The 18,750-nt window shown below is 63.2% G+C and carries 19 protein-coding genes and 1 other RNA gene; 9 read left to right on the forward strand and 11 right to left on the reverse strand.

Annotated features, from left to right (window positions below):
• Positions 1–19: 19 nt before the first annotated feature.
• From C5F70_RS25915 to C5F70_RS25930, 4 genes are all read right to left on the reverse strand, one after another.
• Positions 20–1,138, reverse strand: coding sequence for an ABC transporter permease (locus C5F70_RS25915; RefSeq protein WP_046381693.1), 1,119 nt, complete (start codon positions 1,136–1,138; stop codon positions 20–22).
• On the reverse strand, positions 1,138–3,855 hold the full coding sequence (gene rbbA, locus C5F70_RS25920) for a ribosome-associated ATPase/putative transporter RbbA (RefSeq protein ID WP_104904596.1): 2,718 nt from the start codon (positions 3,853–3,855) through the stop codon (positions 1,138–1,140). Before rbbA ends, C5F70_RS25915 begins: the two co-directional genes overlap by 1 nt.
• Complete coding sequence (locus C5F70_RS25925) at positions 3,852–4,817, reverse strand: HlyD family secretion protein (protein WP_017845116.1); 966 nt, start codon at positions 4,815–4,817, stop codon at positions 3,852–3,854. Before C5F70_RS25925 ends, rbbA begins: the two co-directional genes overlap by 4 nt.
• A gap of 139 nt (positions 4,818–4,956) precedes the next feature.
• Positions 4,957–5,406, reverse strand: a complete 450-nt coding sequence (locus tag C5F70_RS25930) for an EVE domain-containing protein (RefSeq protein ID WP_104904270.1) — start codon at positions 5,404–5,406, stop codon at positions 4,957–4,959.
• Between the two features lie 195 nt (positions 5,407–5,601).
• On the opposite strand from C5F70_RS25930, the gene C5F70_RS30865 reads away from it, so the two are divergent.
• Complete coding sequence (locus C5F70_RS30865; RefSeq protein WP_017845114.1) at positions 5,602–5,751, forward strand: hypothetical protein; 150 nt, start codon at positions 5,602–5,604, stop codon at positions 5,749–5,751.
• A gap of 7 nt (positions 5,752–5,758) precedes the next feature.
• Here the strand turns inward: C5F70_RS30865 and C5F70_RS25935 are convergent, their stop codons facing one another.
• From C5F70_RS25935 to C5F70_RS25950, 4 genes are all read right to left on the reverse strand, one after another.
• Positions 5,759–6,388, reverse strand: a complete 630-nt coding sequence (locus C5F70_RS25935) for a 5-formyltetrahydrofolate cyclo-ligase (RefSeq protein ID WP_102618637.1) — start codon at positions 6,386–6,388, stop codon at positions 5,759–5,761.
• A gap of 57 nt (positions 6,389–6,445) precedes the next feature.
• Positions 6,446–6,624, reverse strand: a non-coding RNA gene (gene ssrS / locus C5F70_RS25940) — 6S RNA.
• Between the two features lie 30 nt (positions 6,625–6,654).
• Complete coding sequence (locus C5F70_RS25945) at positions 6,655–6,972, reverse strand: cell division protein ZapA (protein ID WP_017845112.1); 318 nt, start codon at positions 6,970–6,972, stop codon at positions 6,655–6,657.
• Complete coding sequence (locus C5F70_RS25950; protein ID WP_017845111.1) at positions 6,969–7,178, reverse strand: TIGR02449 family protein; 210 nt, start codon at positions 7,176–7,178, stop codon at positions 6,969–6,971. Before C5F70_RS25950 ends, C5F70_RS25945 begins: the two co-directional genes overlap by 4 nt.
• 137 nt (positions 7,179–7,315) lie before the next feature.
• Between C5F70_RS25950 and C5F70_RS25955 the strand changes: the two genes are divergently transcribed.
• The 8 genes from C5F70_RS25955 (at position 7,316) to gcvH (ending at position 16,239) form a co-directional block, all read left to right on the forward strand.
• Complete coding sequence (locus C5F70_RS25955) at positions 7,316–7,873, forward strand: YecA family protein (RefSeq protein ID WP_017845110.1); 558 nt, start codon at positions 7,316–7,318, stop codon at positions 7,871–7,873.
• A 20-nt stretch (positions 7,874–7,893) separates the two neighbouring features.
• Entirely contained in the window at positions 7,894–9,216 is a 1,323-nt protein-coding gene (gene pepP / locus C5F70_RS25960) for a Xaa-Pro aminopeptidase (RefSeq protein WP_104904271.1), read from the forward strand.
• Positions 9,213–10,400 carry a 2-octaprenyl-6-methoxyphenyl hydroxylase gene (ubiH, locus tag C5F70_RS25965; protein WP_046381698.1) on the forward strand — a complete coding sequence of 396 codons (1,188 nt, stop codon included), beginning with the start codon at positions 9,213–9,215 and terminating at the stop codon, positions 10,398–10,400. Before pepP ends, ubiH begins: the two co-directional genes overlap by 4 nt.
• Positions 10,401–10,485: 85 nt before the next feature.
• On the forward strand, positions 10,486–11,703 hold the full coding sequence (locus C5F70_RS25970) for a 2-octaprenyl-3-methyl-6-methoxy-1,4-benzoquinol hydroxylase (protein WP_164887041.1): 1,218 nt from the start codon (positions 10,486–10,488) through the stop codon (positions 11,701–11,703).
• 158 nt (positions 11,704–11,861) lie between these two features.
• Positions 11,862–12,866, forward strand: coding sequence for an extracellular solute-binding protein (locus C5F70_RS25975; RefSeq protein ID WP_046488850.1), 1,005 nt, complete (start codon positions 11,862–11,864; stop codon positions 12,864–12,866).
• Positions 12,867–12,948: 82 nt separating this feature from the next.
• Entirely contained in the window at positions 12,949–14,565 is a 1,617-nt protein-coding gene (locus tag C5F70_RS25980; RefSeq protein WP_017845105.1) for an iron ABC transporter permease, read from the forward strand.
• Between the two features lie 156 nt (positions 14,566–14,721).
• On the forward strand, positions 14,722–15,804 hold the full coding sequence (gene gcvT / locus C5F70_RS25985) for a glycine cleavage system aminomethyltransferase GcvT (RefSeq protein WP_046381701.1): 1,083 nt from the start codon (positions 14,722–14,724) through the stop codon (positions 15,802–15,804).
• Positions 15,805–15,855: 51 nt separating this feature from the next.
• The gene (gcvH, locus tag C5F70_RS25990) at positions 15,856–16,239 is read left to right on the forward strand and encodes a glycine cleavage system protein GcvH (RefSeq protein WP_104904272.1); all 384 of its coding nucleotides are present in this window, start codon (positions 15,856–15,858) and stop codon (positions 16,237–16,239) included.
• A 42-nt stretch (positions 16,240–16,281) separates the two neighbouring features.
• Here gcvH and C5F70_RS25995 read toward each other — a convergent pair whose 3' ends face one another.
• From C5F70_RS25995 to C5F70_RS26005, 3 genes are all read right to left on the reverse strand, one after another.
• Positions 16,282–17,421, reverse strand: a complete 1,140-nt coding sequence (locus tag C5F70_RS25995) for a DegT/DnrJ/EryC1/StrS aminotransferase family protein (RefSeq protein ID WP_017845102.1) — start codon at positions 17,419–17,421, stop codon at positions 16,282–16,284.
• Positions 17,422–17,578: 157 nt separating this feature from the next.
• Positions 17,579–18,244 (reverse strand): outer membrane protein, encoded by a 666-nt coding sequence (locus C5F70_RS26000; protein ID WP_104904273.1) that lies wholly within the window; start codon positions 18,242–18,244, stop codon positions 17,579–17,581.
• Between the two features lie 183 nt (positions 18,245–18,427).
• Positions 18,428–18,742, reverse strand: coding sequence for a DUF2388 domain-containing protein (locus C5F70_RS26005; protein WP_003176799.1), 315 nt, complete (start codon positions 18,740–18,742; stop codon positions 18,428–18,430).
• Positions 18,743–18,750 lie beyond the last annotated feature (8 nt).

Raw genomic sequence — 18,750 nt, forward strand, 5'->3', positions numbered from 1 at the left:
TAGCGGCCGGGCAGGCACCTCAAGACGCCAGGCTCTTGCGGAACCGCGCCAGCGCCACCAAAAAGAACAGCAAGCCAATCCCCGCCAGCGCCAGCATGTCCGGCCACACCACGCTCATGCCCGCATCGCGGAACAGGATCGCCGCGCTCAGGCTCACAAAGTGCGTCGACGGCGAGGCCTGCATCACCCACTGCAACCATTCGGGCATGCTGTCCAGCGGCGTGCTGCCGCCGGAGAGCAACAGCATCGGGATGATCACTGGGATTGCCAGCAAGCCGAACTGCGGCGTCGAGCGGGCGAGGGTGGCGAGGAAGATCCCCAGGGCGGTGCTGGCAAACAGGTACAGCGCGGTCACGAACAGAAACAGGCTCAGCGACCCGGCCAGCGGCACGCCGAGCATGCCCTTGACCACCACTTCCAGTGACACCCAGGTACACAGCACCACCACCAGCAGGTTGCTCCAGATTTTCGCCAGCATGATTTCCAGCGCCGTCAGCGGCAGCACCAGCAAATGGTCGAGGGTGCCATGTTCGCGCTCGCGCAGCAGCGCGGTGCCGGTGAGCACGATGGCGAGGATGGTGATGTTGTTGACGATCTGGATGACTGCGAGGAACCAGCCGCCCTCCAGGTTGGTATTGAACAGCGCCCGCGTTGTCAGCAGCGCCGGCGCTTTGCTGGCGGAGTCGGCCTGGCCGCTGTAGGTCAGCAGCTCGCGTTGGAAAATCCGCCCGATGTAGCCGGCGCCCATGAACGCCTGGCTCATCGCCGTGGCATCGACGTTCACCTGCACATCGGGCTCGCGACCGGCCAACAGGTCGGCCTGGAAATTCGCCGGTACGTTGATCACGAACGTGTACTGGCCGCTGTCCATGACCTTATCCAACTGGTCATACGCCAGCGGCACGGGTGACTGGAACTCGGGCGGCTGCAACGCCTCGGCCATCTGCCGCGAGATCGCGCTGTGGTCCTCGTCGACAAACGCTACGCTGGCGTTGTGTACGCCAATCACCGAGCCGGCCGCGGGCATGTAGATCGCGACCGTGAAGGCGTAGAACAGAAACAGCAGCAGCACGCTGTCGTGGCGCAGGCTGGTCAGTTCCTTGATCCCCAGGCGCAGGATGTGCGCGAACTTATGCATCAAGCCTCCTGCTTCTTCAGCATGATCAGGCTAAGCCCGGTAAACCCGAGGAAAAACCCGAACAGCGCCAGGCACTGCGGCCACAGTTGCCGCAGGTCGAGGGCCTTGGTGAACGTGCCCACCGCAATATCGAGAAAGTGCCCCGCCGGAAACAGCGTGCCCATCACCGCCGCCGCGCCTTCCAGGGACGAACGCGGCACGATCAGCCCGGAGAACTGGATGGTCGGCAGGCTGGTGATGATCATGGTGCCGAGGATCGCGGCGATCTGGGTGCGGGTGAACGCGGAAATCAGCAGGCCCATGCTGGTGGTGGCGAGCACGTACAGCAGGCCGCCGAACGCCAGGGTCAGGCCGCTGCCCTTGAACGGCACGCCGAACAGCCAGCGGTTCATCGCGACCAGCACCGCCAGGTTGATCAGGCTCACGGCCAGGTACGGCGTCTGTTTGCCCAGCAGGAATTCCAGGCGGGTCAGGGGCGTGGCGTAGAAGTTGGTGATCGAACCCAGCTCCTTTTCGCGCACGATGCCCAGGGCGGTGAGCATCGCCGGGATGAAGGCGAGGATCAGTGCCATCACGCCTGGGCCGATGGCGTTCACACTGACCACATCCTGGTTGTAGCGAAAGCGGGTTTCGAGCTTGGCCGCGCCTTGGCTGTTCTGCGGCTGGCTGCTCAGCTCGGCCAGTTGCTGCAGGTTGGCCTGGTGGACCGCTTCTACATAGTTCCGGCTGGTTTCCGCGCGAAACGGCATGCCGCCGTCGAGCCAGGCCGCCACGCTGGGTTGGCGGCCGGCGTAGAGGTCACGACCAAAACCGGGCGGGATTTCCAGGGCCAGTTTGATTTCCGAACGTTGCAGGCGCCGGTGCAGTTCGTTGGCATCCTGGATCGGCGTTTGTTCGGCGAAATAGCGTGAGCCGCGAAACGCCTCCAGGTAGGCGCGGCTTTGCGGGGTCTGGTCCTGGTCGTAGACGGCGAAGGCGAGGTTTTCCACGTCCAGGGAAATGCCGTAGCCGAAGATCACCATCATGAACATCGCCCCGAGCAGGGCGAAGGCCATACGCACCTTGTCGCGCAGCAGTTCCTTGCCTTCACGGCTGGCCACGGCCAGCAGGCGCGACAGGCTGAAGCCGCGCTTGCTCACCGGCGGCGCGCTGGTTTCGCTGACGGTGGCGGTGGGCGCGTTAGGTTCGGCCTCGCCCTGGGCTTGCTCCAGGCACGTGACGAACGCGGCTTCGAGGGTGTCGCCGTGGAATTGCTGCTGCAGCGCGTCGGGCGTGTCGCAGGCGAGCACCTTGCCGGCGTGCATCAGGGAGATGCGGTCGCAACGCTGGGCTTCGTTCATGAAGTGGGTGGACAGAAAGATCGTCACCCCTTGTTCGCGCGACAGTTCGATCAGCAGCCGCCAGAAGTCATCCCGCGCCGCCGGGTCGACGCCCGAGGTCGGTTCATCGAGGATCAGCACTTCAGGACGATGCAGCACCGCTACGGCCAACGACAAGCGCTGACGCAAGCCGAGGGGCAGTTCGCCCGACGGCTGCTCGGCCACCTCGCTGAGGTCGAAACGCTGGATCAACTCGTCGATCCGCTTGCCGCTGTCGACCTTGGGCAAATCGAACAACTGCGCGTGCAGCACCAGGTTCTGAAGCACGCTGAGTTCGCCATACAGCGAAAAGCTCTGCGACATGAAACCCACACGCTTGCGGGTGGCCAGGTCCTTGGCGTTCACCGGGTTGCCCAGCAACGTGGCACTGCCCTCGGTGGCCGGCATCAGGCCGGTGAGGACTTTCATGGTGGTGGTCTTGCCGCAGCCGTTGGAGCCGAGAAAACCGAAGATCTCGCCCCGGCCGATGGCGAAGCTGACTTTATCGACGGCGGTGAAGTCGCCAAAGCGCAGGGTCAGGTCGTGGGCTTCGATGGCGATATCAGCGTTGTTGCCTGTGCGCGGCGGGATGACCAGCGGCTGGTTGTCATGGGCGTTGTCGCCCTGGAAGTGGGTGAAGGCTTCGTCCAGTTTGCCGCTGGGGGTCACTGCCGCCAGCTCACTGCTCAAACCGTCGGCGATCAGTTTGCCGCGGTCGAGCATCAGGCAATGTTCAAACTGCTCGGCCTCTTCCATGTAGGCCGTGGCCACCAGCAGCGTCAGTTGCGGGCGCTCGCTGCGCACGGTTTCGACCAGCTCCCAGAAGCGCCGACGGGACAGCGGGTCGACCCCGGTGGTGGGTTCGTCGAGGATCAACAGGTCCGGGTCGTGGATCAGCGCGCAGCACAGGCCGAGTTTCTGCTTCATCCCGCCGGAGAGTTTGCCGGCCGGCCGTTCGGCGAAGCGCTCGAGGTCGGTGGCCAGCAGCAGGTTGTGCATGCGCTGGTTGCAATCGGCTTTGGACAGGCCGAACAGCGTCGCAAAGAAGCGGATGTTTTCGCGGATGGACAGTTCGGGGTACAGGTTGCCGCCCAGGCCTTGAGGCATGAAGGCGATGCGCGGGTACAGGCTGTTGCGGTGGCGGCGGTTGGCGATGGAGCCGCCGAGCACCTCCAGTTGGCCGTCCTGGAGTTTTTTAACCCCGGCGATCAAACCCAGCAGGCTCGACTTGCCGGCGCCATCCGGGCCGATCAGCCCGCAGCGCGTGCCGGTGGGCAGGCTGAAGGCGATATCGACCAGCGCCTGTTGCTTGCCGTAGCGGTGCTGGATGCCGGTGGCGTGCAGCGCCAGATCGGTCATTGCAGGTTGGCCGGCCATGGGATGTCAGCCGTGCGAACGTAGCCGGCGCCGGGCATGCCCGGTTTGGCCTGCGGCACGGCGCTGGGTTGGGTCAGGCGCAGTTTGACGCGGAATACCAGTTTCTGGCGTTCATCGCGGGTCTCCACCTCTTTGGGGGTGAACTGCGATTTAGCCGCGACGAAGCTGATTTTGGCCGGCAGCGATTGGCCGGGGAGCGCGTCGAGGAGGATGCGCGCATCGCTGCCGACGGTCAGGGCGCCGGTCACCGAAGCGGGCAGGTAGAGGTTCATGTACTGATCCTCGGGGTCGATCAGCAGCAATACGCGCCCGCCCGCGCCGAGCACTTCGCCCGGCTCGGCCAGGCGCAGCTGGATAATGCCGTCGATGGGCGCGCGCAGGCTGCTGTCGTCGATTTCGCTGGTGAGCTGCGCCACCTGGGCCTGGGCGGCGCCGATGGCGGCCTTGGCCGAATTGACCTGGGCCTGGGCGGCGACCACGGCCGCATTCCCGGTGTTCTGGCGCGCCTGCTGTTGGTCGATCAGTTGGCCACTGGCGAAGCCGCGTTTGTACAGCTCCTGGGTCCGCTGGAGTTCCTGGTGGGCAAGCAGTTGTTCGCTCTGACGCAATTGCACATTGGCCTCGGCGGCGGCAAGGTTTTCCCTGGCCCGCAGCACTTCGGCTTCGGCCTGGGCGCGCTGGGCTTCCAGAGTGCGGGTGTCCATGCGCGCGAGCAGTTGGCCCTTGAGTACCTTGTCGCCTTCATCCACCCGCACTTCTTCCAGACGCCCGGGGATCTTGGCGGCGATCTGCACTTCGGTGGATTCCAGGCGGCCGTTGCCCATGCTCAAGCCTTCGGGCAGGCGGTCCTGGGTGGATTTCCAGTAACCGAAACCGCCAGCGGCGAGCAGCAACACAATCAGGAGGGTGGCAAACAGCTGGGAGGTGCGGTGGTTCGTGGACATAGATGCTTCCTGCGGTGTTAGCGTCCTAGTCTGACGGGTTCGGCCCGAGGGCGCTTGATACGGGTCAAATGAAGCGCAAGCCTAACCCGGTTGCGCTGCAGATGCATGCGTCGGGCGCGTGACTGCAAGGTTCTGCGGTTCAGCCCAGCGCGAGGACCGCCGACCATTGCTCGGCGGTCACCGGCATCACTGACAGACGGCTACCTTTTTGCACCAGGGGCAGTTCGGCCAGGGCGGTTTGCTGCTTCAGATAGCCCAGGCCGAGCACCTTGGGAAACGTCTGGACGTGGGCCACGTCGATCGCGCTCCACGGGTTTTTGTCCGGGCTGGCCTTGGCGTCGAAATAGTGGCTGGAAGGTTCCAGCGCGGTGGGGTCGGGATACGCCGCCACGACGATTTTGCCGATGCCGGCAATGCCAGGCTCGGGGCAGCTGGAGTGGTAGAAGAAAAACTCATCGCCCACCGCCATCGCACGCAGAAAGTTGCGCGCCTGATAGTTGCGAACCCCGTCCCATCGCGCTTCGCCGAGGTGTTCCAGGCCGGTGATGGAGAATTCGTCGGGCTCGGATTTCATCAGCCAGTAGGCCATTGGGGGGCTCCTGAAAAAGGCGTTGGACAGGTTGTGGGGCAATTGCATGACAAACCGACGGTCGGTTGGCGTCAAGGTTTGCGTGTTGGTTCACGTTAACGCAGAATGCCGGGATTTTAAGCTTGACGCAGCTGCAACGGACTACTTTGGAACGTTGTTGTCATCGTGTACGAGGTGCCTGAAGGGGGGCAATCGATGCAACGCAAACCGGATTTACTATGGATACTGGTTATTTTGTTTGGTCTGGGCGTCGTGACCACCGGGTATGCGCAAAGCTTATGGTCGAACAAGACCGATGCGCCCGTTGAGCTGACCCAGCAGCCGCCACAACCGTTCAAGCGTTAACTCTTCTTCAGGGCGTCGCGGGTTCCAGCGACGCCTGTGCGATATACCACTGCTTATCGGTGACGGTGCCCGCCAACGGCACGTCCCAACTCGCCTGCACCAGCCGTTCGACTTTCTGGCATTCATGGGCCAGGCCCAGCAGCGTCGGCTTGCGCCAGTGCTGGCGGCGCGCCAGGTAAGCCAGGCTGCGGTCATAAAAACCGCCACCCATGCCCAGCCGTCCCCCCGCGTCATCGAACCCCACCAACGGCAATAGCACCAGGTCCAGCGCCCAGACCTTGCGCTGGCGGCGGACATTCACCCGTGGTTCAAGAATGCGAAAGCGATTGGGCAGCAACTTCTCCCCGGGACGAACGCGCTGGAACACCATCTTGGTCCGTGGCCAGGCGCTGAGCACCGGCAGGTAAGTGGCCTTGCCCCGCCGCTGAGCCGCACGCAGCAGCAAGCGCGGATCGATTTCACCGTCCGTCGGCAGATACAGGGAAATATGCTTGGCCCGGCGAAACAGCGGGTGCTGTGCCAGTTGCCGATACACGCCTTGGGCGGCTTTTCGCTGCTCGCTTGGCGTGAGTGCGCGGCGGGCGTTGCGCAACATGCGTCGAAGTTGCGGACGGGAAAGCGGCGCAGGTTCGGTCATGGTTTTTCGGCTCATAAAACAATGCCAGTCCTGGGACTGGCATTGAGTTTGGGATTCAGGCTCCCCGACAGAACCGCTGTCGACTAAGCCCTTGAACCCGAAAGTTCAAGGTGGAAGAAGCAGTAGGCTTTAAGGCTTTCCGTCTAGCGGACATGCACACCAGCCAAACGTGCAACTTCCAGGGTAGTGCGAATCGGCTCCGGGACATCGCCGACTGGCAAGCACGCCAGGGAGTGGGGCGAGTATACCTTAAACAGATGCGGCAATCAGCCCTTGGATGTGTCGGAATCGTTGGACAGTGCCAGGTCCACACGCTCCAGCAGGTCACGTACCTGCTCGCGCGTCGAGCCGCTGGCCTGCACGTCCGGGCGCTCCTGCTTATGCAGCAGATCGTGGGTGATATTCAACGCGGCCATCACGGCGATGCGGTCGGCGCCGATCACTTTGCCGCTGCTGCGGATTTCACGCATCTTGCCGTCCAGGTAGCGGGCGGCGCTCACCAGGTTGCTGCGCTCTTCCTGGGGGCAGATGATCGAATATTCTTTGTCGAGAATCTGCACGGTGACGCTATTGCTTGAACTCATGAGTCTTGCTCCAGGGCCTTCAGGCGCGAAATCATCGACTCGACCTTACGCCGGGCGATTTCGTTTTTTTCAATGAGGTGAGCGCGTTCCTCGCGCCAGGTCTTTTCCTGAGCTAATAGGAGTCCGTTTTGCCTCTTTAGTTGCTCGACCCGATCAATTAGCAATTCGAGTCTGGCCATCAGCGCTTGCAGGTCGGTGTCTTCCATTGGGTTCCACTGGATTTGTCTGATGAATGGCAACTGCAGGATAAACGATCTGACGCCCTTGATAGTCTGGTGCGTCTGCCGGTGCTAGGATACAGCGCTTCATTCTAGACATTGCGCCGTCTGGCGCCTAGCTCACCATGCCCATTCAGAACTCCCCGTACGACGCTTTTACCAAACTGCTGAGCTCCAGCGGTCATCCTTGCTCTCCCGCCGAACTGCACGGCGTGTTGCTGGGCCGCAGTTGCACCGGTGTTGGCTTTGACGCCGACAACTGGCTGGCCGATGTGGCCGAACTGCTGGAAACCGAGCCCTCCGAGAACGTGCGTAACGCGCTGATCGGCCTGCAGGAAATGGTCAAGGGCGAGCTGACCGGTGATGACGTCACCGTGGTCCTGCTGCTGCCGACCGACGATGCACCGCTCACCGAACGTGCTGCCGCGCTGGGCCAATGGTGCCAGGGCTTCCTCCATGGCTTTGGCGTGAATGCCGGCGGCCTGGAGCTGAGCACCGACGCCAAGGAAGTGCTGCAGGACCTGGCGGCCATCTCCCAGGTGCAAGATGCCCTGGAAGAATCCGAAGACGGCGAAGGCGACTACATGGAAGTCATGGAATACCTGCGCGTCGCGCCGCTGCTGCTGTTCACCGAGACCAAGAAGTCCGCTGAACCGGCCACCCCCAAGCCGTCGCTGCACTGAGAAAGGAAGCCCGTCTGCCCATGATCCATATCCCGAAAGCGGAATACACCCGTCGCCGCAAGGCGCTCATGGCGCAGATGGAGCCCAACAGTATCGCGATCCTGCCGGCCGCCGCGGTGGCCATCCGCAATCGCGATGTCGAACATGTCTACCGCCAGGACAGCGATTTCCAGTACCTGAGCGGCTTCCCCGAGCCCGAAGCGGTGATCGTGCTGATGCCCGGTCGCCCGCACGGCGAGTACGTGCTGTTCTGTCGCGAACGCAATGCCGAGCGCGAACTGTGGGACGGCTTGCGCGCCGGTACCGAAGGCGCGATCCGTGATTTTGGCGCCGACGATGCCTTCCCCATCACCGATATCCACGACATCCTGCCCGGCCTGATCGAAGGCCGCGACCGGGTGTATTCGGCGATGGGCAGCAATGCCGAGTTCGACCGGCACCTGATGGAGTGGATCAACATTATCCGCTCCAAAGCGCACCTGGGCGCCCAACCGCCGAACGAATTCGTTGCCCTGGATCATCTGCTCCACGATATGCGCCTGTATAAATCGGCGGCGGAAGTGAAGGTGATGCGCGAAGCTGCGCGGATTTCCTGCGCCGCCCACGTGCGGGCCATGCAGGCCAGCCGCGCCGGCTTGCGCGAGTTCAGCCTCGAAGCCGAGCTGGATTACGAGTTCCGCAAAGGCGGCGCGAAGATGCCGGCCTATGGCTCCATCGTCGCCGCCGGGCGCAACAGTTGCATCCTGCATTACCAGCAGAATGACGCGCTGCTCAAGGACGGCGACCTGGTGCTGATCGACGCCGGTTGCGAGATCGACTGCTACGCCAGCGACATCACCCGCACCTGGCCGGTCAGCGGCAAGTTTTCGCCCGAGCAACAGGCGATCTATGAAGTCGTGCTGGCCGCCCAGGAAGCCGCCTTCGCCGAGATTGCACCGAACAAGCATTGGAACCAGGCCCATGAGGCCACCGTGCAGGTCATCACCGCCGGGCTGGTGAGGCTGGGGTTGCTGCAAGGGGACGTTGACGAACTGATCGCCGGCGAAGCCTACAAACCGTTCTACATGCACCGCGCCGGCCATTGGCTGGGGATGGATGTGCATGATGTCGGCGAGTACAAAGTGGGCGGTGAATGGCGTGTGCTGGAGGTCGGCATGACGTTGACCGTGGAGCCGGGGATCTATATTTCGCCGGACAACCAGAGCGTGGCAAAGAAATGGCGTGGCATCGGCGTACGCATCGAGGACGACGTGGTAGTGACCAAGCAAGGCTGTGACATTCTGACCGGCGGCGTGCCCAAGACCGTCGCCGACATCGAAGCGTTGATGGCGGCCGCCCGATGAGCCGGGTCAACCTGGCCATTATCGGTGGCGGCCTGGTGGGCGCGAGCCTTGCGTTGGCGCTGCAGGACGGGGCCAAGGCGCGGGGCTGGAAGATCCTGCTGATCGAACCCTTCGCACCGGGTGACAGCTACCAGCCGAGCTACGACGCACGCTCTTCGGCGCTGTCCTATGGCGCGCGGCAGATCTATCAGCGTCTGGGTCTGTGGCAGGCCATCTCCCGCCGCGCCGAGCCGATCAAGCAGATCCATGTGTCGGATCGCGGGCGCTTCTCCACCGCGCGCTTATCCGCCATGGAAGAGGGCGTGCCGGCCCTCGGCTACGTGGTTGAGAACGCCTGGCTCGGCCAATGCCTGTGGCAAGGCCTGGATAAGGACGTGGTCAGCTGGCGTTGCCCGGCCGAAGTCACGCGCATGGAGCCGCTGCCCGATGGCTATCGCCTGACCCTCAACGACGAAACCGTGCTGGAGTGCGACCTGGCGGTGCTGGCCGACGGCGGTCGCTCCGGCCTGCGCGAGCAACTGGGGATCGGCGTGAAATCCCGCCCGTACAACCAGAGCGCGCTGATCGCCAATATCACCCCGAGCGAAGCCCACAACGGCGAAGCCTTCGAGCGCTTCACCGATGAAGGCCCGATGGCCCTGCTGCCGCTGCCGGACAACCGCTGCGCGCTGGTCTGGACCCGTGCCGGCATGGACGCCCAGCGCCTGGCCAACCTGGATGAGCGCAGTTTCCTCAGTGAATTGCAGGGCGTGTTCGGCTACCGCCTGGGCACCTTGAAGCAGGTCGGTGCGCGGCATCTGTACCCGCTGACCCTGGTGGAAGCCGAAGAACAAGTGCGCTCGCACCTGGCGATCCTCGGCAATGCCGCCCACAGCCTGCACCCGATTGCCGGGCAGGGCTTCAACCTGTCCCTGCGCGATGCGAATGCCTTGGCCGAGGCCTTGCTGGCCGGGCCGGCGGTGCCGGGTGACCTGGCGACCTTGCAGGCATATCGCGAGCGGCAACGCATGGATCAAACGCTGACCGTGGGCTTCTCCGATCAGGTCACGCGCCTGTTCGGCAGCGCCCAGCCGCTGGTCGCGCTGGGGCGCAACATGGGCCTGCTGGGCCTCGACCTGCTGCCGCCGGCGAAACGCTGGTTCGCCCGTCAGGCCATGGGCCTGGGTACGCGTCCCGATGCGTAGCCGCGACTACATCGTTTGGGACGGGATGAGATTAACCCTTTACGTGCGGCGCAAGCCGCCAGCGAGACAGGCTTAAAGCATGGATATGCGCGCAGATGTGCTGATTGTCGGGGCCGGAATGGTCGGGAGCGCCCTGGCGCTGGCGTTGCAGGGCAGTGGCCTGCAGGTGCTGCTGCTCGACGGCAGCCCGCTGAGCGTCAAGCCGTTCGAGCCTGACGCGGCTTTCGAGCCGCGGGTGAGCGCCTTGTCGGCCGCCAGCCAGCGCATCCTTGAGCGCCTTGGCGTGTGGGATGGCATCGTCGCACGGCGCGCCAGCCCGTATGGCGAGATGCAGGTGTGGGACGGCAGCGGCACTGGGCAGATCCATTTTTCGGCGGCCAGCGTGCATGCCGAAGTGCTCGGGCATATCGTCGAAAACCGCGTGGTCCAGGATGCCTTGCTCGATCGCCTGCACGACTGCGACCTGGGCCTGCTGGCCAACGCGCGCCTGGAACAGATGCGCCGCTCCGGCGATGACTGGCTGCTGACCCTGGCCGACGGCCGCACGCTGCGCGCGCCGCTGGTGGTCGCCGCCGATGGCGCCAACTCCGCGGTGCGCCGTCTGACCGGCACCGCGACCCGCGAATGGGATTACTTGCACAACGCTATCGTCACCAGCGTGCGCAGCAGCCAACCGCACCGGCGCACCGCCTGGCAACGCTTTACCGACACAGGTCCGCTGGCGTTTTTGCCGCTGGTGCGGGATGGGCAGGAGGACTGGTGTTCGATCGTCTGGTCGACCACGCCGGCTGAGTCCGCGCGCCTGATGGCGTTGGATGAGGAAAACTTCTGCCGTGAGCTGGAACGTGCCTTCGAAGGGCGCCTGGGCACGGTGCTCAGCGCCGACCCGCGTGTGTGTGTGCCCCTGCGCCAGCGCCACGCCAAACGTTATGTGGCCGAAGGCCTGGCGTTGATCGGCGATGCGGCCCACGTGATCCATCCATTGGCGGGGCAGGGGGTGAACCTCGGTTTTCTCGATGCGGCCGTGCTGGCCGAGGTGCTGTTATCGGCGAGCGAACGCGGTGAACGCCTGGCGGATGTGAAAGTGCTGAGCCGTTACGAGCGTCGGCGCATGCCGCACAACCTGGCGCTGATGGCGGCGATGGAAGGTTTCGAGCGCTTGTTCCAGGCCGACCAGTTGCCGTTGCGTTGGCTGCGCAATGCCGGCTTGAAGGTGGTCGACCAGATGCCGGAAGCCAAGGCGATCTTCGTGCGCCAGGCCCTTGGCTTGAGCGGGGATCTGCCGGAACTGGCCAGGCCCTGACACACCCGGCAGCCCGGGACTGCCCGCGATGAGGCGATACGTCGCACTGCAGAACGCGGCCTTGCAACATCTCGTAACGCCTCATTCGAGTGAGTGATTGAGATGCTAAATGTGAGTCCTTATCATTTGTACTCTTTTGTTCACGAGAGACCGCACCCATGTCGGCACCCAAGCGCCTCCTGACTGCCCTGGCACTCACCCTCATCGGCAGCACCACCGTGCAGGCGGCCGACGAAGTCGTGGTCTACTCCTCGCGCATCGACGAACTGATCAAGCCGGTGTTCGACGCCTACACCCAGAAAACCGGGGTGCAGGTGAAGTTCATCACCGACAAGGAAGCCCCGCTGATGCAGCGCATCAAGGCCGAGGGCGAGAACGCCACCGCCGACCTGCTGCTCACCGTCGACGCCGGCAACCTCTGGCAGGCCGAGCAGATGGGCATCCTGCAACCGTTCACCTCCAAGGTGATCGACGCCAATATTCCGCTGCAATACCGCTCGTCCGCCCACGCCTGGACCGGTTTGAGCCTGCGTGCGCGGACCCTCGCCTATTCCACCGACCGGGTGAAGCCGGGCGAGCTGACCACCTACGAAGCCCTGGCCGACAAACAATGGGAAGGCCGCCTGTGCCTGCGCACGGCAAAAAAGGTCTACAACCAGTCGCTGACCGCCACCCTGATCGAAACCCATGGCGCGGCCAAGACCGAAGAAATCATCAAGGGCTGGGTCAATAACCTGTCCACCGATGTGTTCTCCGACGACATCGCCGTGCTCGAAGCGATCAACGCCGGGCAGTGTGACGTGGGCATCGTCAACACTTACTACTACGGCCGCCTGCACAAGCAGAAGCCGAATCTGGCGGTGAAGCTGTTCTGGCCGAACCAGGGCGACCGTGGCGTGCATGTGAACCTGTCCGGCATCGGCCTGACCAAATACGCGCCGCACCCGGAAGCAGCCAAGGCGCTGGTGGAGTGGATGACCACGCCTGAGGCGCAGAAGATTTTTGCCGACATAAACCAGGAGTTCCCGGCCAACCCGACAGTGGCGCCGTCGGCTGAAGTGGCCAGTTGGGGCAAGTTCGTGGCGGACACCTTGCCGGTGGAAGTGGCGGGCAAGCGCCAGGCCGAGGCGATTCGCCTGATGGATCGGGCCGGCTGGAACTGAATGTGTAGGTGGGAGGGGGCTTGCTCCCTCCCACACTGTTTTGTGTCTGTCTGTAGATCATCCATTCCCAGGGAATTTGCTCTTGGCCCACCCCGCCCAACGCCGCTGGTACCTGCCGGTCTTCAGCGTCGCCGCCCTGGTGTTGCTGCCGCTGAGCGTGCTGTTGCTGTCCTGGCAAAGCATCGACGCGCAGATCTGGTCCCATCTGTGGGAAACCCAGATGCCGCGCCTGCTGGGCAATACCTTGACCCTGGTGCTCGGCGTCGGCGTCGGCGTGACCTTGCTGGGTGTGAGCCTGGCGTGGCTGACCAGCCTCTGCGAATTTCCCGGGCGGCGCTGGCTCGACTGGGCGCTGATGCTGCCGTTCGCGATCCCGGCGTATGTGCTGGCGTTTGTGTTTGTCGGCCTGCTGGACTTCTCGGGGCCGGTGCAGACCCTGCTGCGTGACGCGTTCGGCAGCGGCGTGCGCCTGCCCCGCGTGCGTTCCACCGGTGGGGTGGTCATTGTGTTGGTGCTGGTGTTCTATCCCTACGTCTACCTGCTGGCACGCACGGCGTTCCTGGCCCAGGGCAAGGGCTTGATGGAAGCGGCGCGCGTGCTGGGGCAATCGCCCTGGCAAGCCTTCTGGCGCGTGGCCCTGCCCATGGCGCGGCCGGCGATTGGCGCCGGCGTGGCCCTGGCGCTGATGGAGACCCTGGCGGATTTCGGCGCGGTCTCGGTGTTCAACTTCGATACCTTCACCACCGCGATCTACAAGACCTGGTACGGCTTTTTCAGCCTGTCCAGCGCGGCCCAGCTGGCCAGCCTGTTGCTGCTGGTGGTGATGCTGGTGCTCTACGGCGAGCGTCGTGCTCGCGGCGCCAGTCGGCCGAGCAATGAGCGGCCGCGCGGCAAGGCGCTGTATCACCTGCGCGGCTGGAAGGCGGCGGCGGCCAGTGGTTGGTGCGGCCTGGTGTTTGCCTGTGCCTTTGTCATTCCGATGCTGCAACTGCTCGCCTGGTTCTGGCAGCGCGGCCGCTTCGATCTGGACGAGCGCTATACCGGCCTGATCGTCCACACCCTGTACCTGGGCGGTATCGCGGCGCTGGTCACGGTCAGCGTGGCCCTGATACTGGCCTTCGCCAACCGCCTGGCGCCGACCCGGGCAATTCGTTCCGGCATCAGCCTGGCCAGCGTCGGGTATGCGTTGCCGGGCTCGGTACTGGCGGTGTCGATCATGTTGGCGTTCAGCTACCTGGACCGTGAGCTGGTGGTGCCGTTGTCGGGCTGGCTCGGCGGCGCGGGCAAGCCCTTGTTGCTGGGCAGCTTGGCGGCATTGGTGCTGGCGTATCTGGTGCGTTTCCTGGCGGTGGCTTACGGGCCGCTGGAAAACAGCCTGGCGCGTATCCGTCCATCGTTGCCCGAAGCGGCGCGCAGTCTTGGGGTGAGCGGTCCACGACTGTTTTGCAAAGTGTATCTTCCGCTGTTGCTGCCGGGCACCCTGAGCGCAGCGTTGCTGGTGTTCGTCGATGTGCTCAAGGAAATGCCGGCGACCCTGCTGATGCGCCCGTTTGGCTGGGACACCCTGGCGGTGCGGATCTTTGAGATGACCAGTGAAGGGGAGTGGGCGCGGGCGTCATTGCCGGCCTTGACCTTGGTGCTGGTGGGCCTGTTGCCGGTGGTCGGGCTGATACGACGTTCCGCTCGGCAAATCGGTTAGGTGCCAGTCCTACGGCTTGAGGCTACAATGCGCGGCATTCGGTACGCTCCGTGTTTCGGACCGGCTCGTCGGATGTGGCTGCAGGCCCTTTGATTCAAGGGGTTAAGCCCATCCTGCAGCCCTGCGTACCTTCGCCAAGCCCGGAAGGAGAAACCCATGGGACAGCGCACGCCTTTGTATGACCTGCATCTCGCCCTCGGCGCGAAAATGGTCGATTTTGGCGGTTGGGATATGCCTCTGCACTATGGCTCGCAAGTTGAAGAACACCATCAGGTGCGACGCGACTGCGGGGTGTTCGATGTATCTCATATGACCGTGATCGATGTCACCGGCCCCCAGGCCAAGGAATGGCTCCAGTACCTGCTGGCCAATGACGTCGACCGTTTGCACGGCTGCGGCCGTGCGTTGTACAGCGCCATGCTCAACGAGCACGGCGGGGTGGTGGACGACATGATCGTCTACCGTACCGAAGCCGGTTATCGGCTGGTGGTCAACGCCGCCACCCGTGACCAGGACATGGCCTGGATGCAGGCGCAGTTGGGCTCTTACCCGGTGCAACTGCACGAGCGCTCCGAACTGGCCATGCTCGCTATCCAAGGCCCCCACGCCCGGCAGAAAATCGCCGAACTGGTGACCCAGTCGCGTGGCACCCTGATCCACCAGCTCAAGCCCTTCGAAGGTCAGGCCGATGGCGACTGGTTTATCGCCCGCACCGGCTACACCGGCGAAGACGGCCTGGAAATTGTCCTGCCGGCCGATCAGGCCCCGGGTTTTTTCAACGACCTGGTGGGCGCGGGGATTTCCCCCATCGGCCTCGGCGCCCGCGACACCCTGCGCCTGGAAGCCGGCATGAACCTGTATGGCCAGGATATCCACCAGGACGTTTCGCCCCTGGCGGCCAACATGGCCTGGAGCATTGCCTGGGAACCGGCCGAGCGCCGCTTCATCGGCCGCGCCGCGCTGGAAGCCGAACTGGCGGCCGGGGTGCAGACCAAATTGGTTGGTTTGGTACTGGAAGAACGTGGGGTTTTACGCGCTCACCAGGTGGTTCGTATCGCCAATGTTGGCGAAGGGGAGATCACCAGTGGTAGTTTCTCTCCTACGCTGAGTAAATCCATTGCTTTGGCGCGTGTACCGACGGCGACTGCCGATCGGGCCGAAGTGGAGATCCGCGGCAAGTGGTATCCGGTTCGAGTGGTCAAACCGACCTTCGTGCGCCATGGTAAAACCTTGATCTAACTATTCCGGCAGGCCAGTGGCCGCTGACATTTCTTCTTGAGGACATAGACTATGAGCGATATCCCTGCCGGCCTGCGTTATGCCGAAAGTCACGAATGGGCCCATTTGGAAGCTGACGGCACTGTGACCGTCGGCATCTCCGACCATGCCCAGGAAGCCTTGGGTGATGTGGTGTTTGTTGAGTTGGCCGAAATCGGCAAAGCGTTTGCGGCGGGGGACGCGGCGGGTGTCGTGGAGTCGGTTAAAGCGGCTTCGGACATCTACTCGCCAGTTGCTGGCGAAGTGATTGCTGTTAACGAGGAACTGAGCGGCAGCCCTGAGTTGTTGAACAGCGACCCTTACGGCGCCTGGATCTTCAAGCTCAAGCCCAGCAACCCGGCCGACCTGGAAAAACTGCTCGATGCCGCCGGCTACAAAGCCGCCATCGGCGAGTGATCCCGCTGCAGGAGCCGGTCATCCGGCTCCTGCAACAGCCTTTCAGCGCTTCAGCACGGCCTTCACCGCTGCTACCGAGCGTTCCACATCTGCCTCTGTCATTGCTGTGAACATCGGCAACGACACGATCAAACGCCCAACACGCTCCGCTACAGGGAACATGCCTTCCTTGAACCCGCGTGCCCGATACAGGCTCAACAGGTGGATCGGCGGGTAGTGATAGCCAATGCCGACGCCGTGGGCCTGCATCTGCTCCATGAACGTGGCGCGGGCCGGCAGCCCGTCCTGGCGCTCCGGCAGGACCAGTTGGAACAGGTGCCAGTTGCTGTTTTCGAAATCCGCCGGTGGCAGTTGCGCACCGTATTGCTCTTCAAAATCACTGCCGAAGCACTTGAAGTAGTGCCGCGCCAGGTTCTGGCGATGGGCGGTGATCTCCTGGATATGGGCAAATTGCCCCAGGCCGATGGCGGCGGCGATGTCGGTCATGTTGAACTTGCCGCCCAGCACATCCACGTCCAGGCCGTCGAAGCCGGTGCGGGTCACGCCCTGCAAGCGGTACTTCTCTGCCAGGCGTGCTTCGTCGGCGTTGTTCAGCACCAGGCAGCCGCCCTCGGAAGAGGTGATGTTCTTGTTCGCCTGGAAGCTGAACGACACGAAGTCGCCGGTGGCGCCGATCCGCTCACCGTCCCAGCTCGAACCCAGGGCCTGGGCGGCATCTTCAACGATACGCAGGTTGTACTTGTTGGCCAGCGCGTAAAGCATCGGCATATCCAGCGGCAGGCCGGCCAGGTATACCGGGATGATCGCCTTGGTGCGCGGGGTGATGGCCGCTTCGACCTGAGCCAGGTCGATATTGCGGGTTACCGGGTCGATATCGGCAAACACCGGCGTAGCGCCGACTTCCAGAATCACGTTGGCCGTGGCAACCCAGGAGATCGGGGTGGTGATGACTTCATCGCCAGGCCCGATACCGGCGATGCGCAAGGCGATCTCCATGGTGCAGGTGCCCGAGTTGAAGGTGCGTACCGGTCGCCCGCCAAAGTATTCCGACAGTTGCGCTTCGAACGCCTGCACTTTCGGCCCGCTGGTGATCCAGCCTGAACGCAGTACATCACCGACCGCCGAGATGGTGGCTTCATCAATGGTAGGTTTGGAAAATGGCAGAAAGGGCTGTTGGCTCATGACGACGAAGGCATCCGTTTCAGATAGACGATGAGAGAAGGCATATCAGTACCGGCATGGTTGCACGGCGTGACTGAATATAGCCTGTCTTCTGTGAACGAAACGTCACCCAAACGGTGAAAAATGCCGCGTCGAGCGCGGCATTTTCTGCTGCGAGTCAGAAGGAAACGCGCGCTTCCAGAAACATATTCTGCTCTTTGAGCTTGCCTTTGAGCTGCTCATCGCGTGCGTTCACGCGGTTGGCGAAGGTGTTGTAGCCGGTTTCCACATCGCCCATGGCGGTGTAACGGTAACCCGCGCCGAGGGTGAGTTGTTCGCTGACCTTGGCCTCCAGCCCCATGCCGACGCTGTAGGCGAAATTGTGCTGGCGGTGGCTGGCAAAGCGCCGGGTCTCGTTGGTCTGGTAGCCCTCGGAGTCGATCCGCGCCACCCCCACGCCGGCCATACCGTAAAACGACAGCCAATCATTGAGTGGGATGTCCTTGTAGCCATTGAGCATCAAGCGCTGGCTGTGGACCTGTTGGCTGTTGACGTTGGCATTGAAGGGCGCCCAGTAGGATTTGAAGGTCGAATGCTTCGGCATGGTGTATTCCCCTTCCAGGCGCCAGCCATCGGCAAACGCATAACCCATGGCGAAAGAGGCGACGATTGACTTGCTGCTGTCGGGCGCCTCCACCCGCTCGGTGACGCGTGGGCTGGTCAGCAGGGCGCTGGAGAGGTTCTGACGGGCGTGGTTGAGCTTTAACGACCCGTACCCGTTTTCTGCATGGGCATGGGGGGTAAAGAACACAGAGAACAGCAGCGCGTAGGCGAGTTTTTGCATGGAAGGGATTCGCTCGATGGAAAAGGAATCCTTAGCTTGTTGCCTGGCTCTTGAGGGCTCGACAGGACTTCTCTGCCCGCGGCTGGAAAAAATAGACTATCTGCGTAGTGCCCGGGGGCGATGACTGTAGGAAATGATCAAAAAAAATGCCGCTGGGAAGCGGCATTCTTTATGGGGCGAGGATTACTCGGTGACAGCGTTTTTCGCGAGGATGGCGTTGGCCAATTCCATGTCCGTGGCCTGGAGGCCAGGGTTATCGGCGCGGACTTTCTGCATGGCGGCTTCCAGGTACGGGCCGCGGATGCCGCCGTCGCTGGCAACGAAGCTGCCAGCGTCGTCTTGGGCGGCAACCACCAGCTTGTGGTCCTTGAAGGTCAGGTACGTCGAGCCGGTCGTGGCGCCCGACGAGATGACATTACGCCAGAAGCTATCGGCCATGGCTGAGCCGACAGGTAGGGAAAGCACAGCGAGGGTGGCGACAGCATATTTGAGACGCATGGCGGGTG

Source organism: Pseudomonas sp. LH1G9, from assembly GCF_002949975.1.
In the GTDB taxonomy this organism is placed as follows: domain Bacteria; phylum Pseudomonadota; class Gammaproteobacteria; order Pseudomonadales; family Pseudomonadaceae; genus Aquipseudomonas; species Aquipseudomonas veronii.

Bases quoted from the DNA above. Each gene is read 5' to 3' on its own strand.
- C5F70_RS25915 (WP_046381693.1), bottom strand. From the start codon at position 1,138: ATGCATAAGTTCGCGCACATCCTGCGCCTGGGGATCAAGGAACTGACC.
- rbbA (WP_104904596.1), bottom strand. From the start codon at position 3,855: ATGACCGATCTGGCGCTGCACGCCACCGGCATCCAGCACCGCTACGGC.
- C5F70_RS25925 (WP_017845116.1), bottom strand. From the start codon at position 4,817: ATGTCCACGAACCACCGCACCTCCCAGCTGTTTGCCACCCTCCTGATT.
- C5F70_RS25930 (WP_104904270.1), bottom strand. From the start codon at position 5,406: ATGGCCTACTGGCTGATGAAATCCGAGCCCGACGAATTCTCCATCACC.
- C5F70_RS30865 (WP_017845114.1), top strand. From the start codon at position 5,602: ATGCAACGCAAACCGGATTTACTATGGATACTGGTTATTTTGTTTGGT.
- C5F70_RS25935 (WP_102618637.1), bottom strand. From the start codon at position 6,388: ATGACCGAACCTGCGCCGCTTTCCCGTCCGCAACTTCGACGCATGTTG.
- C5F70_RS25945 (WP_017845112.1), bottom strand. From the start codon at position 6,972: ATGAGTTCAAGCAATAGCGTCACCGTGCAGATTCTCGACAAAGAATAT.
- C5F70_RS25950 (WP_017845111.1), bottom strand. From the start codon at position 7,178: ATGGAAGACACCGACCTGCAAGCGCTGATGGCCAGACTCGAATTGCTA.
- C5F70_RS25955 (WP_017845110.1), top strand. From the start codon at position 7,316: ATGCCCATTCAGAACTCCCCGTACGACGCTTTTACCAAACTGCTGAGC.
- pepP (WP_104904271.1), top strand. From the start codon at position 7,894: ATGATCCATATCCCGAAAGCGGAATACACCCGTCGCCGCAAGGCGCTC.
- ubiH (WP_046381698.1), top strand. From the start codon at position 9,213: ATGAGCCGGGTCAACCTGGCCATTATCGGTGGCGGCCTGGTGGGCGCG.
- C5F70_RS25970 (WP_164887041.1), top strand. From the start codon at position 10,486: ATGCGCGCAGATGTGCTGATTGTCGGGGCCGGAATGGTCGGGAGCGCC.
- C5F70_RS25975 (WP_046488850.1), top strand. From the start codon at position 11,862: ATGTCGGCACCCAAGCGCCTCCTGACTGCCCTGGCACTCACCCTCATC.
- gcvT (WP_046381701.1), top strand. From the start codon at position 14,722: ATGGGACAGCGCACGCCTTTGTATGACCTGCATCTCGCCCTCGGCGCG.
- gcvH (WP_104904272.1), top strand. From the start codon at position 15,856: ATGAGCGATATCCCTGCCGGCCTGCGTTATGCCGAAAGTCACGAATGG.
- C5F70_RS25995 (WP_017845102.1), bottom strand. From the start codon at position 17,421: ATGAGCCAACAGCCCTTTCTGCCATTTTCCAAACCTACCATTGATGAA.
- C5F70_RS26000 (WP_104904273.1), bottom strand. From the start codon at position 18,244: ATGCAAAAACTCGCCTACGCGCTGCTGTTCTCTGTGTTCTTTACCCCC.
- C5F70_RS26005 (WP_003176799.1), bottom strand. From the start codon at position 18,742: ATGCGTCTCAAATATGCTGTCGCCACCCTCGCTGTGCTTTCCCTACCT.